The organism is Enterobacter cloacae complex sp. SYL003 (genome assembly GCF_049236925.1).
GTDB lineage: Bacteria > Pseudomonadota > Gammaproteobacteria > Enterobacterales > Enterobacteriaceae > Enterobacter > Enterobacter intestinihominis.
In genome coordinates this window covers 45544-60265 of the sequence record NZ_JBMKJK010000016.1, presented here as the reverse complement: position 1 = coordinate 60265, position 14722 = coordinate 45544, and the positions used below count along the sequence as shown (strand labels likewise).

The window sequence follows — 14722 nt, the reverse complement described above, 5'->3', positions numbered from 1 at the left end:
ATCCGGCCTACAAATTGCATCAAAAGATTTTCGAGAACTTATCAATATTGCTGGCATCGTAGACGAACGGCTCGGCCATCGCGCCGTTGCCGTCAGCATCCAGCTTCACTTTGCCCAGTCTGCCCATGCTGGCCTCACCTTTCTTGGCCGTGCCTTTCACCAGGTCATCCGCCAGGTAGGTTGCCGCATAGCCGAGGTCAATCGGGTTCCAGATGGCAAAGCTCTTGCTCGCGCCGGACTTCACCGCGCCCGCCATCTCGGACGGCAGGCCTAAACCGGTGACGTACACTTTGCCAATCTTGCCCTGGTCCTTCACCGCCTGCGCAGCGGCCACAATGCCCACGGACGATGGCGAAACAATCACTTTCAGTTCGGGGTAGGTTTTCAGCAAGCCGACCGCTTCGCGGTAGCTTTTGTCAGAGAGATCGTCTCCGTAGGCCACGGTCACCAGATTGACGGACGGGTACTTCGGCAGCACCTTTTTCATCTCCGCAATCCAGGTATTCTGGTTGGTGGAGGTTGGCGTGGCGCTCAGCACCGCCACGTCGCCCTTCTCCACGTTCAGCGCTTTCAGCGCGTCGGCGGCGAGCTTCACGTTGGTTTCGCCAATCAGGGCATTATTGGACGGGTTGAGGTGGATCTGGCGTCCGGCTTTCGCCACCCCGGAGTCCCACGACACAACCTTAATGCCGCGCTGCATCGCTTTTTTCAGCACCGGCACGACGGCGTCCGGATCGTTCGCGGAAATCGCGATCGCATCCACGCCCTGGGCGATCAACCCGTTCAGCACCTCGATCTGCGCTTCCGCCGTGGTGGTGGTCGGGCCGGTATAAATCACTTTTACATCGCCTAACTCTTTGGCCGCCTCCTGCGCGCCGACGTTCGCTGCCTCGAAGAATCCATTTCCTAAGGACTTCGCCACCAGGGCGATTTTCACTTCTGCTAAAGCGGAACCGGACAACGCCAGAGCGGCAACGGTGAGGATCAAGCTTGCTTTTATTTTCATTGCTTTTACTCCACTGACTTGAGTTAGTTGTAGGGATTGCAGGTGGTTTTCGCCCCGTCTCAATGAGCGGGGCGCGATGTTGTTATTGGTACAGATCTAACGCCGACTGCATGGGGGTGACGCCAAAGCGTTTGCCCAGGGCGATCAGCTCTTCCCGGGTGATGGTCTGCTTCATGCCGCCCATGGAATAGACCTTCACCAGCACTTCCGCGGATTTCTCGGCGGTGTCGATCAGGCCGAAGGTTTCATCCAGCGTCGGGCCGCTGCCGAAGACGCCGTGGAACGGCCACAGCACCAGTGAGTGCTTCTGCATGTCCGTTGCGGTTGCCTGACCGATTTCGTCGGTGCCCGGCACCATCCACGGCAGAATGCCGACGCCGTCCGGGAACACCACCAGACACTCGGTACTGCCTTCCCACAGTTTGCGGGTGAAGAAATCAGAATTATTTTCCAGCACGTAGGTCAGGGCGATCAGGTTGGTGGCGTGGCAGTGCATGATTACGCGGTCCTTGCCATTGGTCGCCTTGATGCGCTCGCAGTGGGAGAGGAAGTGCGCCGGCAGTTCAGAGGTAGGCACCGCGTCGTCCGTTAGCCCCCACAGAATGTGGTAGCCCGCGCCGTCGCTGTCCACTTTCACCACGCCAAGGTTGGCCTGCGGGTCGAGCTGGACGTTGCGGAAGAACTTCCCGGAACCGGTGACGATAAACGGTGTGTTGGCGAGCAGCGGCATCGGCTGGCTCAGGGCGATATAGCGCGGCTTCTGGTGGAAATCGGCGGCAAATGGCTCGATATCCGCGTCGTCCAGGCGTAGCGTCAGGTTGCCGCCGTTGCGCTCATCCCAGCCTTTGAGCCAGGCGTCAGAGGTGGCTTTGATCATGCCCTGGACGAACCAGGAAGTGGTGATGGTCTGCATAGTTTTCATTTCCAGTTATCGCGGTGAGGTTGAACCCCTCACCCTAACCCTCTCCCCAAAGGGGAGAGGGGATGGTTTGCTCCCTCTCCCCTTTGGGGAGAGGGCAGGGGTGAGGGGGCAGTTACCCGCGCTGACTCAACACGTCTTCCTCATATGCCCGCACGTTGTCCAGCCACTGGCTGCCCGCAGGCGCATCGTGACGCTGGCAGTACATCTCCCACACCGCCTGCCACGGCAGGGATTTCTGCTCTTCCAGCAGCGCCAGGCGCGCGGTGTAGTCGCCGTTTTCTTCCAGCTGTTTCAGGACGGCGACAGGCTCCAGCAGCGCGCGCAGCAGGGCTTTCTTCATGTTGCGGGTGCCGATAACCCACGCCGCGATGCGGTTGATGGAGGCGTCGAAGAAGTCGAGGCCAATGTGTACGCGTTCAAAGAGGTCGTGGCGGATGATTTCGCTGGCAATGGCCTGGGTTTCGTCATCCAGCAGTACCACGTGGTCGCTGTCCCAGCGCACCGGGCGGCTGACGTGCAGCAGCAGACGCGGCACGTAGAGCATGGCGGCGGAAATTTTGTCGGAGATCACCTCGGTTGGGTGGAAATGGCCGGCATCCAGGCACAGCGCGGTCTGGCGGCTGGTGGCGTAACCCATGTAGAACTCGTTTGAGCCCACGGTGTAGCTCTCTGCGCCAATGCCGAACAGCTTGCTCTCGACGGCGTCGATGTGGTGCGCCGGGTCCAGTTTTTCGCTGATAGCTTCATCCAGCGCGGCCAGCAGACGCTGACGCGGGGCCAGTCGGTCTACGGTGATGTCCTTCATGCCGTCCGGGATCCAGATATTCATTACCGATGGCGTGCCAAGCTGCTCGCCGAAATACGCCGAGACGCGGCGGCTGGCTTTGACATGGTCGATCCAGAACTGGCGGATTTCGTCGTTGGCGTGCGCAAGGGTAAACCCGTCCGCGCTCAGCGGGTGCGAGAAGCAGGACGGGTTAAAATCCAGACCCAGCCGGTTGGCCTTCGCCCACTCCACCCAGTTCTTAAAGTGTTCCGGTTTGATTTCGTTACGCGCGACCGGCTCGTCGGATTCGAGATAAATGGCGTGCAGGTTCAGGCGCTTTGGCCCGGGGATCAGGCTCAGCGCCAGCTCCAGATCCGCACGCAGTTCGGTGGCGTTGCGCGCTTTGCCCGGGTAGTTACCCGTGGCCTGAATACCCCCCGTCAGGGAACCGCCCGGGTTCTCGAAACCGGCGACGTCATCACCCTGCCAGCAGTGCATGGAGACGGGCAGACGGTCGAGCTGGCGCAGCGCCTCTTCGACATCCACGCCGACGGCGGCGAAACGCTGTTTAGCCAGATCCCAGGCTTGTTCAAGTTGAGTGGTCATGCGCAAAGCTCCTTAGTCAGTCGTTTTTGCTGAAACTGCGCCCGGTAGCGGGCAATTTCATGGCAGGGATGGGGGGTGAAGGTGGTCAGGCTGTTATTCGCCGTCACCACCGAACGGAAATCGTCGACGTTTGAAAGTTCGTCCAGGGTCATCAGCTGAATGCCGATATTGCCGAGCGTGGAGGCTTCAATCGGACCTGCCACCACGGTAATGCCGCAGGCATCCGCGCAGAGCTGGTTCAGCAGCTGGTTCTGGCAGCCGCCGCCCACGATATGCAGTTGTGTGAACGGTTTGCCGCGAAGGTCAGCCAGCTCGCTCAGGATGTCGGCATACAGCAGGGCGAGGCTGTCAAAAATGCAGCGTGCCAGCTCGGCGGGGCGGGAAGGTACCGGCTGCCCCGCTTCAAAACAGGCGGCCTGGATTTCGGCGCTCATGTGCACCGGGTTGATAAAGCGATCGTCGTTCGGGTTGATCAGGAAGGTGCAGGCCTTCAGCGTTTCGGTTTCCGCGATAAGCGCGGGCAGGTCGGTGATGGCCTGCTCTTTCAGCACCCGCTGGAGCAGCCACAGGCCCATGATGTTCTTCAACACGCGGTAGCGCCCTTCCGCGCCACCTTCGTTAGTAATGTTCGCCGCCATCGCGGCATCGCTGGTGTACGGGGTTTTGCTCTCGAAGCCCATCAGCGACCAGGTGCCGGAAGAGAGATAGGCCGCATCTTTGTCGGCGAGCGGCGAGGCAATGACCGCGCTCGCGGTGTCGTGACTGGCGACGGCGACAACAGGGATTTCATTCCCCTGCGGGCAAAGCCAGTGGCCGATCACATTGCCCGGATGGGTTGGTGCGCCGAACCAGGACGGCGAGGCGCCCGTCCAGGCCAGCAGATGTTCATCCCAGTTATCGGTGTTGATGTTGACCAGCTGCGTGGTGGTGGCGTTGGTGTATTCCCAGTTCATATTGCCGGTCAGACGGTAGCTTAAGTAGTCCGGGATCAGCAGCGCATGCGCCACCTTTTCGACCAGCTCAGGCTGTTGCTCAACCAGCGCACGTAGCTGATACAGCGTGTTAAACGGCAGGAACTGGATGCCACTGCGACCATAGATGTTCTCCTTGCCAAGCTGCGCGATGGCGTGCGCCATCAGCCCATCGGTGCGGCTGTCGCGGTAGGAGACCGGCAGGCCGACGCGTTCGCCGTGACTGTCCAGCAGCACGTAATCCACACCCCAGGTATCAATGCCGATACTGTCGATGCGAATACCGTCTTCGCAGACGTTGTGAAGTCCGGTGCGGATCTCTGCTTCCAGGGCGTCGATATCCCAGGTAACAAAACCGTCCTGTTTTTGCAGACAATTGGCGAAACGGTGCATTTCGCGAAGCGTAAGGGTGTGCAGGTCGCAGTCCCAGGTGGCGAGCATTACACGGCCGCTGGATGCGCCTAAATCGACAGCCACACAATGGCGAAAAGTCATGGTCGGGTCCTTTCTTAAGTCATTAGCGAGGAGTGTAAGAAAGGGAAGAAATAGCCACCTTCTCGCCACTGACAGCCCAAATCTCGCGCTGGCAAGAAAGCAAAGATGAACGTGAGGGAGTTCACAGTTTCCAGTAATCGCGGGGTTTGCAGGCAGTGTGACGCTGACCGCATTTCCCGATCTTTCCGCCTGTTTCTTGAAAAACCGGCAGCTTTTGCGCGGTTTGCTGTCAAAAATTTAAGGTGAGCGGGGAAGGCCTTAATTACTATTTTGAGAACTTTTCTCATTGGTAGAGGCCGTTATGACCGTACTGCACAGCGTCGATTTTTTTCCTTCGGGGGCTTCGCCGGTTGCGATTGAGCCACGGCTGCCTCAGGCTGCGTTCCCGGAACATCATCATGATTTTCATGAAATTGTGATTGTTGAGCACGGAACGGGCATCCACGTGTTTAATGGTCAGCCGTATACCATCAGCGGCGGTACTGTGTGCTTCGTGCGCGATCACGACAGGCACCTGTATGAACATACCGATAACCTGTGCCTGACCAATGTGCTCTATCGTTCTCCGGATGCGTTTCAGTTTCTCTCCGGGCTGAATCAGCTGTTGCCGCAGGAGAAGGACGGCCACTACCCGTCGCACTGGCGGGTGAATCAGTCCACGTTGCAGCAGGTGCGTCAGCTGGTAAGCCAGATGGAGCAGAGCGAGGATGGACAGGAGACGCACGCCATTGCTACCCGCGAGATGCTGTTTATGCAGCTGCTGGTGCTGCTGCGGCGCAGCAGCCTGGTGGAAGGGCTGGAAAATAACGACGCGCGCCTGAATCAGCTGATGGCCTGGCTGGAAGATCATTTTGCCGAAGATGTCTGCTGGGAAACGCTGGCGGATGACTTTTCGCTCTCGCTGCGCACGCTGCATCGTCAGCTCAAGCAGCATACCGGGCTGACGCCGCAGCGCTACCTCAACCGTCTGCGCCTGATCAAAGCGCGTCACCTTTTAAGGCACACGGATGAAAGCGTCACGGATATCGCCTATCGCTGCGGTTTCGGCGACAGTAACCACTTTTCAACGCTGTTTCGTCGGGAATTTAGCTGGTCGCCGCGCGATATCCGTCAGGGGAAAGACGCGTTGCTTCAGTAACGCGAGGGCAGTCACCGTTTTTTTACCGCAGAAAGGCTAATAATGTCCGGTTATTCGCCGTCGAGGTTGTGGTGTGGCTGCTCAGTTAATTCTTCGTAAAGATGATTTTTTTGCCTCCGCGAGTCAGGCCGTCGCGGTGGCGGACCGCTATCCGCAAAACGTCTTTGCCGAGCATACCCACGAGTTCTGCGAGCTGGTGCTGGTGTGGCGGGGCAACGGCCTGCACGTCCTCAACGACCGTCCCTACCGCATCACGCGCGGAGACCTGTTCTACATCCGCGCCGAAGATAAACACTCTTACGCCTCGGTTAACGATCTGGTGTTGCAGAACGTCATCTACTGCCCTGACAGGCTTAAACTGAATGTCGACTGGGCGGGCAATATCCCCGGTTTTCATGATGCCAGAGGCGAACCGCACTGGCGCTTAAGCAGCAACGGCATGGCTCAGGTGCGCCAGACGATTTCCCAGCTGGAGCAGGAGAGCCAGAAGAGCGATCCGGTGGCAAACCAGATGTCGGAGCTGCTTTTTGCCCAGCTGGTGATGACCCTGAAGCGCCATCGTTACGCTACGGATAATCCCTCCGCCACCACGCAGGAAGCGCTGCTGGATAAGCTCATCACCCGGCTTGCGGGCAGTCTTAACAAGAGTTTCGTGCTGGAAAAATTCTGCGAGCAGGAGCAGTGCAGCGAGCGCGCGCTGCGCCAGCAGTTCCGCACCCAGACGGGGATGACGGTAAACCACTATCTGCGCCAGCTGCGCATCTGCCACGCTCAGTATCTGTTACAGCATACGGAGCTGATGGTGAGTGAAGTGGCGATGCGCTGCGGCTTTGAGGACAGTAACTACTTTTCGGTGGTGTTTAACCGTGAGGTGGGGATGACGCCGGTTCAGTGGCGTCATCGCAGTCGAAAGGCAGCGTAATCAGTTCGCCATGCCGAGGCCGACGATATTGGCCGCAATAATAATCACCACGCAGCCCAGGCTCAGCACGCCAACCGGACGACGCCCGGCGTTGTTCCACTCTTTCAGCACCAGCCCAACCAGCCCGCCGCACAGCACGTAGAAGCTCATGTGCAGCATCCAGCTCATGTAGTCATACTGCGCCGGAATACTGGCGTGACCCCAGGCGTAAAAGAAGAATTGCAGATACCACATCAGACCGCCGAGGGCGGAAAGCAGGACGTTGGTGACGATCAGCGGTTTTGCCAGCGAGAAGTCGGCTTTTACCGACAGATTCTTCACTTTTGCCAGACGAATGAAGCAAAAGCCGAGGTTTACCAGTGCGCCGCCGCCCATGATCACCACGTAGCTTGGCAGGGCAACGTACAGCGGGTCGACGCCCAGCGCTGCAGCGGCGTCGTGCATCGGTTTGGCGGCGTTCATCGCGAACGACATGCCCGCCGAGAAGACGCCGCACATCACAGCCAGTAGCAGCCCTTTCTTCAGATTGAACTCTTCGGCTTTGATGCCCATCTTGCGTTCTTTCAACTGGCCCGCGCGGGTGACAATTCCCACGCCGATCACCGCTACCAGCACGCCCAGCAGCGTCATTCGCCCACCCTGGGTGTTGATCAGCACATCGAAGTTGCCGTTGAGGATTGGCGTCATCAGGGTGCCAACAATCAGCGTAATGCCGATCGCGATGCCAATCCCCATCGACATGCCGAGGTAGCGCATGGTGAGGCCGTAGTTGATATTACCGATACCCCACATCGCGCCGAACAGGAATACCGGCAGCAGGGTAGAGGCGTTGAAGGAGGAGAAGTAGCCCCAGAAATCGGGCAGCAGCATGGCGCTGATTGTCCACGGCAAAATCAGCCAGGACACGGTACCGCCAACGGACCACATGGTTTCCCATGACCAGCCTTTCACCTTTTTAAACGGGGCATAGAAACAGGCTGCACTGGCCGCGCCTATCAAATGCCAGAAGATACCCATCGTAATCGCATGATTCATTTTTACATCCTCATCGTTTTTATAGCCGGAGGCTTCCCGCCGACTTGATGAGTGTAAAAATTAGGCGGTTTGGGAACCTTCAGAAGGTTGCCGCACTTTTGTTTTGAATGGCAATCAGCACGTTAACCGCGTGAGCAGACTCACAATTCCTTCATTTCTCAAAAACCGAATAACCTTATAAAAACTACGGCATTGATAATCATTTTCAATATCATTTAATTAACTATAATGAACCAACTGCTTACGCGGCATTAACAGCTGTGCCGCCCGACAATAATGGAGAGGATTATGAGTTATACACTGCCATCCCTGCCGTATGCCTACGACGCACTGGAACCGCATTTCGACAAGCAGACGATGGAAATCCATCACACTAAACATCACCAGACCTACGTGAATAACGCGAATGCTGCGCTGGAAAGCCTGCCAGAGTTCGCTAATCTGCCTGTTGAAGAGCTGATCACCAAACTGGACCAGCTGCCAGCAGACAAGAAAACCGTGCTGCGCAACAACGCGGGCGGTCACGCTAACCACAGCCTGTTCTGGAAAGGCCTGAAAACCGGCACCACCCTTCAGGGCGACCTGAAAGCGGCTATCGAGCGTGACTTCGGTTCCGTTGACAACTTCAAAGCGGAATTCGAAAAAGCCGCTGCAACCCGTTTCGGCTCTGGCTGGGCGTGGCTGGTCCTGAAAGGTGACAAACTGGCGGTCGTTTCAACCGCAAACCAGGACTCCCCGCTGATGGGTGAAGCTATCTCTGGCGCATCCGGCTTCCCAATTCTGGGTCTGGACGTGTGGGAACACGCTTACTACCTGAAGTTCCAGAACCGTCGCCCTGACTACATCAAAGCCTTCTGGGATGTAGTGAACTGGGACGAAGCAGCAGCGCGTTTCGCCGCTAAAAAATAAGGTTGCATTGACGCCTGTGAGAAGCGAGTCTGATGACTCGCTTTTTTTGTATCTGAAGGAGTGGAGATGCATTACCCGGTGAATGTGTTTACAGGCAAGGTAAGGGAGTACGAAGGCAGTCGCCCGAGCGCTATCGCCAAAGTGCAGGTCGACGGTGAGCTGACGCTTACCGAGCTTGGTCTGGCGGGCGACCAGCAGGCCGAAAAGAAAATCCACGGCGGGCCCGATCGCGCGCTGTGCCACTATCCGCGCGAGTACTATCAGCACTGGAAAACCGAATTTCCTGAACAGGCGGACCTTTTCGTCGCCCCCGCGTTTGGCGAAAATCTCTCAACGGAAGGGCTGACGGAGAAGAACGTCTTTATTGGCGATATTTATCGCTGGGGCGATGCTCTGATTCAGGTCACCCAGCCGCGCTCGCCGTGCTTCAAACTTAACTACCATTTTGGCATTCAGGATATGTCGGCCCAGCTGCAAAACGCGGGTAAAACCGGCTGGCTGTATCGCGTTGTGCAGGCGGGACAGGTTTCGGCGGATGCGCCGATTGAGCTGGCTTCGCGCCTGAGTGAGGTGTCGGTATTCGAGGCCTGTGCCATTGCCTGGCATATGCCGTTCGACGATGAACAGTTTCACCGCCTGCTGTCAGCGGCAGGATTATCCACCAGCTGGACCAGAACGATGCAGAAGCGGCGGATAAGCGGCAAGATCGAGAGCAGTTCGCGGAGATTGTGGGGGAAATAATTGCCCCTCACCCCGGCCCTCTCCCCAAAGGGGCGAGGGTGAAAAGACCGCACCGAGCCGTCCCCTCTCCCCTATGGGGAGAGGGTTAGGGTGAGGGGATTACGAACGCTTATACAGCGGCAGCCACAGCGTTAGCCGCAGCCCGCCCAGCGGGCTGTCATCGGCTTTCACCCAGCCACGGTGCTGCTGCATGGCGGTTTCAACAATCGCCAGACCCAGCCCCGTACCGCCAGATTCACGGTCGCGCGCCTCGTCGGTACGGTAGAACGGACGGAAAATCTGCTCGCGATCTTCCGGGCTGACGCCTGGACCGTCGTCGTCCACGATGATAGTGATCCCGTCTTTATCCACCGAGAACGCCACTTCAATCTTCGTGTGCGAGTAGCGCAGGGCGTTACGCACGATATTCTCCAGCGCGCTTTCCAACGTGTTGGGGTTACCGTACAGCGGCCACGGGCCCGGCGGGAAATTGACGGTGAAGGATTTGCCCATCTGTTCCGCTTCGAAGGCCGCGTTATCCAGCACCTCATGCCAGAGGTGATTGGCTTTCACCGTTTCGCTCACCAGCGCGTTTTTCTGCTGATTGCGCGACATCACCAGCAGATCGTTGATCATGCTGTCCAGGCGATGCGCTTCCGTCTCAATACGCTCCAGCTCTTTGCTCTCACCGCTGCGACGGCGCAGCAGGGCGGTACCCAGCTGTAAACGCGTGAGCGGCGTCCGCAGCTCGTGGGAGATATCCGACAGCAGACGTTGCTGGGCCGTCATCATTCGATCAAGCGCGCTCACCATCTGGTTAAAACTGGTTCCGGCGGCCAGGAACTCCTGCGGCCCGGATTCCAGCTCCGGATGCTGCCTCAGGTTGCCCTGCGCCACTTCGTCCGCCGCGTTTTTCAGCTTACGCGCCGGTTTCGCCAGGCTCCACGCCAGCCATAACAGCAGTGGGGAACTAACCAGCATGGTGACAATCAACAGCAACAGCGGACGGTCAAACAGCAGGTTGATGAAGTCGGACTGGGAACTGCTCGCGGGGCGAATCAGGTAGAGCTGGTAGTTATCTTCCCCATCCCGCACCGAGAAAGGGCCCACCATTTCTACCCGACCATATTTCTTTTTCTGCGGGTGATCGGCGTTATCCGCCTGGCCAATAAAGTTGCGGATAATCTGCATTTCATTGCGATCGGCCCCAATCACGCGGCCTTCACTAGTGACCAGTAAAAGACGTTGTCCGGGGGGCGCCCACTTGTCGATAGCGCGAAACAGCCTGCGCCACCACATTAAATCGTTCGGCGGATCGTTTGCCAGCTCCGCTTCCACGTGCTGCTCGATCATCACGCCCTGACGTTGCTCGCTGTCGAGCAGCTCCGTCATCTGGCGTGAGTCGAGTTTTGGCAACATCAAAACGAGCATTAAAACCAGTGCCAGCGTCAGCCAGAAGATGGCGAAGATGCGGGCGGTTAAGCTGCCTATCATGAAGCGGAAACCATCAGATAACCGCGACCACGCAGGGTTTTAAACCAGGGGTGACCGTCTTTACGCTCCGGCAGCTTACGGCGCAGGTTCGAGATATGCATATCAATGGCGCGGTCAAACGGGGTAAGGCGTTTGCCCAGCACTTCCTGGCTCAAGTGTTCACGCGACACCACCTGGCCGAGATGCTGCGCCAGCAGATACAGCAGGGTGAACTCGGTGCCGGTTAGCTCCAGCGTTTCACCGTCGAAGCTCGCTTCCTGGCGGCCCGGGTTCAGGCTCAGGGAGTCCACTTCCAGCGTAGGTGAGCTGTTGTCGGTATTCTGCTGCTGCTCGCTCCAGTGAGAGCGGCGCAGGATCGCGCGAATACGGGCCACCAGTTCACGGTCGTTGAACGGCTTAGGTAAATAGTCATCCGCACCCAGCTCAAGGCCGAGTACGCGGTCAAGCTCGCTGCCGCGCGCGGTCAGCATAATGACGGGGGTCTGGTGTGTCTGGCGAAGCTCTTTCAACGTATCAATACCGTTTTTCTTCGGCATCATGACGTCGAGCAAAAGTAAATCGATGCTGTCGTCAAGGAGACTCAGCGCCTGTTCCCCATCATGGGCAACCAGGACGTTGAAACCTTCCATGTCGAGCAACTCCTTTAAAAGAGATGTGAGCTCTCGGTCATCATCAACTAACAGGATTTTATTCATTGTTTAAATACCTCCGAGGCAGAAATTACGACATCAAGGCTATCTAATCCATGACTTTACGTTGTTTTACACCCCCTGACGCATGTTTGCAGCCTGAATCGTAGACTGTCTCTCGTTGAATCGCGACACGAAAGATTTTGGGAGCAAGTGATGCGCAAAGTTACCGCTGCCGTCATGGCCTCAACGCTGGCCTTCTGTGCGTTTAGCCAGGCTGCTGTAGCTATCAACAGCGATAACGGTTCCTCAGCAGAGGGCGCAACGCAGCACAGCAGCCAAAGCCATATGTTTGACGGCATAAGTTTAACCGAACATCAGCGTCAACAGATGCGAGATCTGATGCAGAGGGCACGACACGACCAGCCCCCTGTTAATGTTAGCGAAATGGAGACAATGCATCGCCTTGTCACCGCAGAAAATTTTGACGAAAGCGCTGTACGCGCTCAGGCAGAAAAAATGGCGCAGGAACAGGTTGCCCGCCAGGTAGAAATGGCGAAGGTTCGCAACCAGATGTTCCACCTGCTAACGCCCGAGCAGCAAGCGGTTTTGAATACCAAACATCAGCAACGTATGAACCAGTTACGTGAGGTTGCACGGATGCAGCGAAGCTCAGATATGACGCTTTTCAGTAGCAATAGCAGTACCCGTAGTAACCAGTAAACCCTGTTTTCCTTGCCATAGACACCATCCCTGTCTTCCCCCACATGATGTGGGGGTTTTTTTTGCCCATCGTTCCGGTTTGTTAACGCTTTATTCATCCATTCACTCCACCACCATCCGTTATACTAGCGCCATGGCATGACAGGAGTGTTTATGAATCAATCCTATGGACGGCTGGTAAGCCGGGCCGCAATAGCCGCGACGGTGACGGCGTCGTGTTTGCTGATCATTAAAATTTTCGCGTGGTGGTACACCGGGTCGGTTAGTATTCTGGCGGCGCTGGTGGATTCACTGGTGGATATTGCCGCCTCGCTGACCAACCTGCTGGTGGTGCGCTATTCGCTGCAACCGGCAGATGAAGAGCATACGTTTGGCCACGGCAAAGCGGAATCGCTGGCCGCGCTGGCACAAAGTATGTTTATTTCGGGCTCCGCGCTTTTCCTGTTTTTGACCGGCATTCAGCATCTTATTTCGCCTTCTCCGATGAACGATCCGGGCGTTGGTGTGGTCGTAACCGTAGTTGCACTTATAAGCACACTTGTTCTTGTAACGTTCCAGCGCTGGGTTGTACGCAAAACACAAAGCCAGGCTGTACGGGCCGATATGCTTCATTATCAGTCTGATGTTATGATGAATGGGGCAATTCTTATTGCGCTCGGTCTGGCCTGGTATGGCTGGCATCGTGCCGATGCGTTGTTTGCGTTAGGGATAGGGATCTATATTTTATACAGCGCGTTGCGGATGGGGTATGACGCGGTACAGTCGCTTCTTGACCGTGCGCTTCCGGATGCAGAACGTGATGAAATTTATGCCATCGTGACCCACTGGCCTGGCGTCAGTGGTGCTCACGATCTTCGTACGCGGCAGTCAGGGCCGACCCGCTTTATTCAGATTCATTTGGAAATGGAAGACAACCTGCCACTGGTTCAGGCGCATATGGTCGCTGAACAGGTGGAGCAGGCGATTTTGCAGCGTTTCCCTGGGTCAGACGTCATTATTCACCAGGATCCGTGCTCTGTCGTCCCCAGGGCGTTTTGAGCTTTCGTAATTCGTTGTAAAAAAGTGAGCCAGACCAGCATTTTGTGGATAAATTACCACCATATGGCCTGACCTGAATCAATTCAGCTGGAAGGTATTGATATACTATTTGCAGTATTCGACGGTTGAACAGTTTCTTCCGGCAGCAGATTTCAATTTTGCATTCCTAAGTTCAGAGGTAGTCATGATTAAGAAAATCGGTGTGTTGACAAGCGGCGGTGATGCGCCGGGCATGAACGCGGCAATCCGTGGGGTTGTCCGTGCAGCGCTGACGGAAGGTCTGGAAGTTTTTGGTATCTATGACGGTTACCTGGGTCTGTATGAAGACCGCATGGTTCAGCTCGACCGCTACAGCGTGTCTGACATGATCAACCGTGGCGGTACTTTCCTCGGTTCCGCTCGCTTCCCGGAATTCCGTGACGAACACATCCGTGAAGTGGCTATCGAAAACATGAAAAAACGGGGTCTGGATGCGCTGGTGGTTATCGGCGGCGACGGCTCGTACATGGGTGCAAAACGTCTGACTGAAATGGGCTTCCCGTGCATCGGCCTGCCTGGCACCATCGACAACGACATCAAAGGCACTGACTACACCATCGGTTACTTCACTGCGCTGGGTACCGTTGTGGAAGCGATTGACCGCCTGCGTGACACCTCTTCCTCTCACCAGCGTATTTCCATTGTTGAAGTGATGGGCCGTTACTGCGGTGACCTGACCCTGGCGGCGGCCATTGCCGGTGGCTGTGAGTTCGTGGTAGTTCCGGAAGTAGAGTTCAGCCGTGAAGATCTGGTCGCAGAGATCAAAGCCGGCATCGCGAAAGGTAAGAAACACGCCATCGTTGCTATCACCGAGCACATCTGTGACGTTGACGAGCTGGCGAAGTACATCGAAACCGAAACCAAACGCGAAACCCGCGCGACCGTTCTGGGTCACATTCAGCGTGGCGGTTCCCCAGGCCCGTACGACCGTATCCTGGCGTCCCGCATGGGTGCGTATGCGATCGAGCTGCTGCTACAGGGCCACGGCGGCCGCTGCGTCGGTATTCAGAACGAGAAACTGGTTCACCATGACATCATCGACGCCATTGAAAACATGAAGCGTCCGTTCAAAGGTGACTGGCTGGACTGCGCGAAAAAACTGTACTGATCGGCTCTGTTGCCCGGTGGCGCTGCGCTTACCGGGCCTACAAAAGCACGGATCGTAGGCCGGGTAAGGCGTAGCCGCCACCCGGCTTTTTTGTGCCCATCCTTTTTTTATTCCTCCACGTTATAGCCAATCTTTTTTTATTCTTTAATCATCGGTTAGCTTTCTGGCACGCTGCATTCATCAAAACACTACACAAGAGAG

At 56.7% G+C, this 14722-nt stretch carries 14 protein-coding genes; 7 read left to right on the top strand and 7 right to left on the bottom strand.

Annotated features, from left to right (window positions below):
* Positions 1–19: 19 nt before the first annotated feature.
* The 4 genes from rhaS (ACOT1A_RS18955) to rhaB form a co-directional block, all read right to left on the bottom strand.
* Positions 20–1006, bottom strand: coding sequence for a rhamnose ABC transporter substrate-binding protein (gene rhaS, locus ACOT1A_RS18955; protein ID WP_032626938.1), 987 nt, complete (start codon positions 1004–1006; stop codon positions 20–22).
* Between the two features lie 82 nt (positions 1007–1088).
* Positions 1089–1919, bottom strand: a complete 831-nt coding sequence (gene rhaD / locus ACOT1A_RS18950) for a rhamnulose-1-phosphate aldolase (protein WP_022649818.1) — start codon at positions 1917–1919, stop codon at positions 1089–1091.
* Between the two features lie 121 nt (positions 1920–2040).
* Entirely contained in the window at positions 2041–3300 is a 1260-nt protein-coding gene (rhaA, locus tag ACOT1A_RS18945) for an L-rhamnose isomerase (protein WP_276170164.1), read from the bottom strand.
* On the bottom strand, positions 3297–4766 hold the full coding sequence (rhaB, locus tag ACOT1A_RS18940) for a rhamnulokinase (protein WP_023298908.1): 1470 nt from the start codon (positions 4764–4766) through the stop codon (positions 3297–3299). Before rhaB ends, rhaA begins: the two co-directional genes overlap by 4 nt.
* Before the next feature lie 301 nt (positions 4767–5067).
* Here rhaB and rhaS (ACOT1A_RS18935) point away from each other — a divergent pair, with 301 nt between their 5' ends.
* On the top strand, positions 5068–5904 hold the full coding sequence (gene rhaS / locus ACOT1A_RS18935; RefSeq protein ID WP_022649815.1) for an HTH-type transcriptional activator RhaS: 837 nt from the start codon (positions 5068–5070) through the stop codon (positions 5902–5904).
* A 73-nt stretch (positions 5905–5977) separates the two neighbouring features.
* Positions 5978–6826: an HTH-type transcriptional activator RhaR gene (rhaR, locus tag ACOT1A_RS18930; protein ID WP_017382695.1), complete on the top strand. Its 849-nt coding sequence runs from the start codon at positions 5978–5980 to the stop codon at positions 6824–6826.
* On the opposite strand, the gene rhaT is transcribed toward rhaR, so the two are convergent.
* Entirely contained in the window at positions 6827–7861 is a 1035-nt protein-coding gene (gene rhaT / locus ACOT1A_RS18925; RefSeq protein ID WP_022649813.1) for an L-rhamnose/proton symporter RhaT, read from the bottom strand.
* Positions 7862–8149: 288 nt separating this feature from the next.
* On the opposite strand from rhaT, the gene sodA reads away from it, so the two are divergent.
* Positions 8150–8770, top strand: a complete 621-nt coding sequence (gene sodA, locus ACOT1A_RS18920) for a superoxide dismutase [Mn] (protein WP_003861999.1) — start codon at positions 8150–8152, stop codon at positions 8768–8770.
* A 66-nt stretch (positions 8771–8836) separates the two neighbouring features.
* Entirely contained in the window at positions 8837–9511 is a 675-nt protein-coding gene (gene yiiM, locus ACOT1A_RS18915) for a 6-hydroxyaminopurine reductase (RefSeq protein WP_276170165.1), read from the top strand.
* 99 nt (positions 9512–9610) lie between these two features.
* Here yiiM and cpxA read toward each other — a convergent pair whose 3' ends face one another.
* Both cpxA and cpxR read right to left on the bottom strand, forming a co-directional pair.
* On the bottom strand, positions 9611–10984 hold the full coding sequence (gene cpxA, locus ACOT1A_RS18910) for an envelope stress sensor histidine kinase CpxA (RefSeq protein ID WP_022649811.1): 1374 nt from the start codon (positions 10982–10984) through the stop codon (positions 9611–9613).
* The gene (cpxR, locus tag ACOT1A_RS18905; protein WP_003862004.1) at positions 10981–11679 is read right to left on the bottom strand and encodes an envelope stress response regulator transcription factor CpxR; all 699 of its coding nucleotides are present in this window, start codon (positions 11677–11679) and stop codon (positions 10981–10983) included. The genes cpxA and cpxR overlap by 4 nt, the downstream gene beginning before the upstream one ends.
* Before the next feature lie 150 nt (positions 11680–11829).
* On the opposite strand from cpxR, the gene cpxP reads away from it, so the two are divergent.
* The 3 genes from cpxP to pfkA all read left to right on the top strand — a co-directional run bounded on the left by cpxP (position 11830) and on the right by pfkA (position 14521).
* Positions 11830–12336 (top strand): cell-envelope stress modulator CpxP, encoded by a 507-nt coding sequence (cpxP, locus tag ACOT1A_RS18900; RefSeq protein WP_023305089.1) that lies wholly within the window; start codon positions 11830–11832, stop codon positions 12334–12336.
* Positions 12337–12489: 153 nt separating this feature from the next.
* On the top strand, positions 12490–13374 hold the full coding sequence (gene fieF / locus ACOT1A_RS18895) for a CDF family cation-efflux transporter FieF (protein ID WP_023298903.1): 885 nt from the start codon (positions 12490–12492) through the stop codon (positions 13372–13374).
* 184 nt (positions 13375–13558) lie between these two features.
* Positions 13559–14521, top strand: coding sequence for a 6-phosphofructokinase (gene pfkA / locus ACOT1A_RS18890; RefSeq protein WP_003862009.1), 963 nt, complete (start codon positions 13559–13561; stop codon positions 14519–14521).
* Positions 14522–14722 lie beyond the last annotated feature (201 nt).

Excerpts from the sequence above, each read along its gene's own strand:
- cpxP (WP_023305089.1), top strand. The coding sequence starts at position 11,830 with ATGCGCAAAGTTACCGCTGCCGTCATGGCCTCAACGCTGGCCTTCTGT.
- rhaT (WP_022649813.1), bottom strand. The coding sequence starts at position 7,861 with ATGAATCATGCGATTACGATGGGTATCTTCTGGCATTTGATAGGCGCG.
- sodA (WP_003861999.1), top strand. The coding sequence starts at position 8,150 with ATGAGTTATACACTGCCATCCCTGCCGTATGCCTACGACGCACTGGAA.
- rhaS (WP_022649815.1), top strand. The coding sequence starts at position 5,068 with ATGACCGTACTGCACAGCGTCGATTTTTTTCCTTCGGGGGCTTCGCCG.
- yiiM (WP_276170165.1), top strand. The coding sequence starts at position 8,837 with ATGCATTACCCGGTGAATGTGTTTACAGGCAAGGTAAGGGAGTACGAA.
- pfkA (WP_003862009.1), top strand. The coding sequence starts at position 13,559 with ATGATTAAGAAAATCGGTGTGTTGACAAGCGGCGGTGATGCGCCGGGC.
- rhaD (WP_022649818.1), bottom strand. The coding sequence starts at position 1,919 with ATGCAGACCATCACCACTTCCTGGTTCGTCCAGGGCATGATCAAAGCC.
- cpxA (WP_022649811.1), bottom strand. The coding sequence starts at position 10,984 with ATGATAGGCAGCTTAACCGCCCGCATCTTCGCCATCTTCTGGCTGACG.
- rhaS (WP_032626938.1), bottom strand. The coding sequence starts at position 1,006 with ATGAAAATAAAAGCAAGCTTGATCCTCACCGTTGCCGCTCTGGCGTTG.
- rhaA (WP_276170164.1), bottom strand. The coding sequence starts at position 3,300 with ATGACCACTCAACTTGAACAAGCCTGGGATCTGGCTAAACAGCGTTTC.
- cpxR (WP_003862004.1), bottom strand. The coding sequence starts at position 11,679 with ATGAATAAAATCCTGTTAGTTGATGATGACCGAGAGCTCACATCTCTT.
- fieF (WP_023298903.1), top strand. The coding sequence starts at position 12,490 with ATGAATCAATCCTATGGACGGCTGGTAAGCCGGGCCGCAATAGCCGCG.
- rhaB (WP_023298908.1), bottom strand. The coding sequence starts at position 4,766 with ATGACTTTTCGCCATTGTGTGGCTGTCGATTTAGGCGCATCCAGCGGC.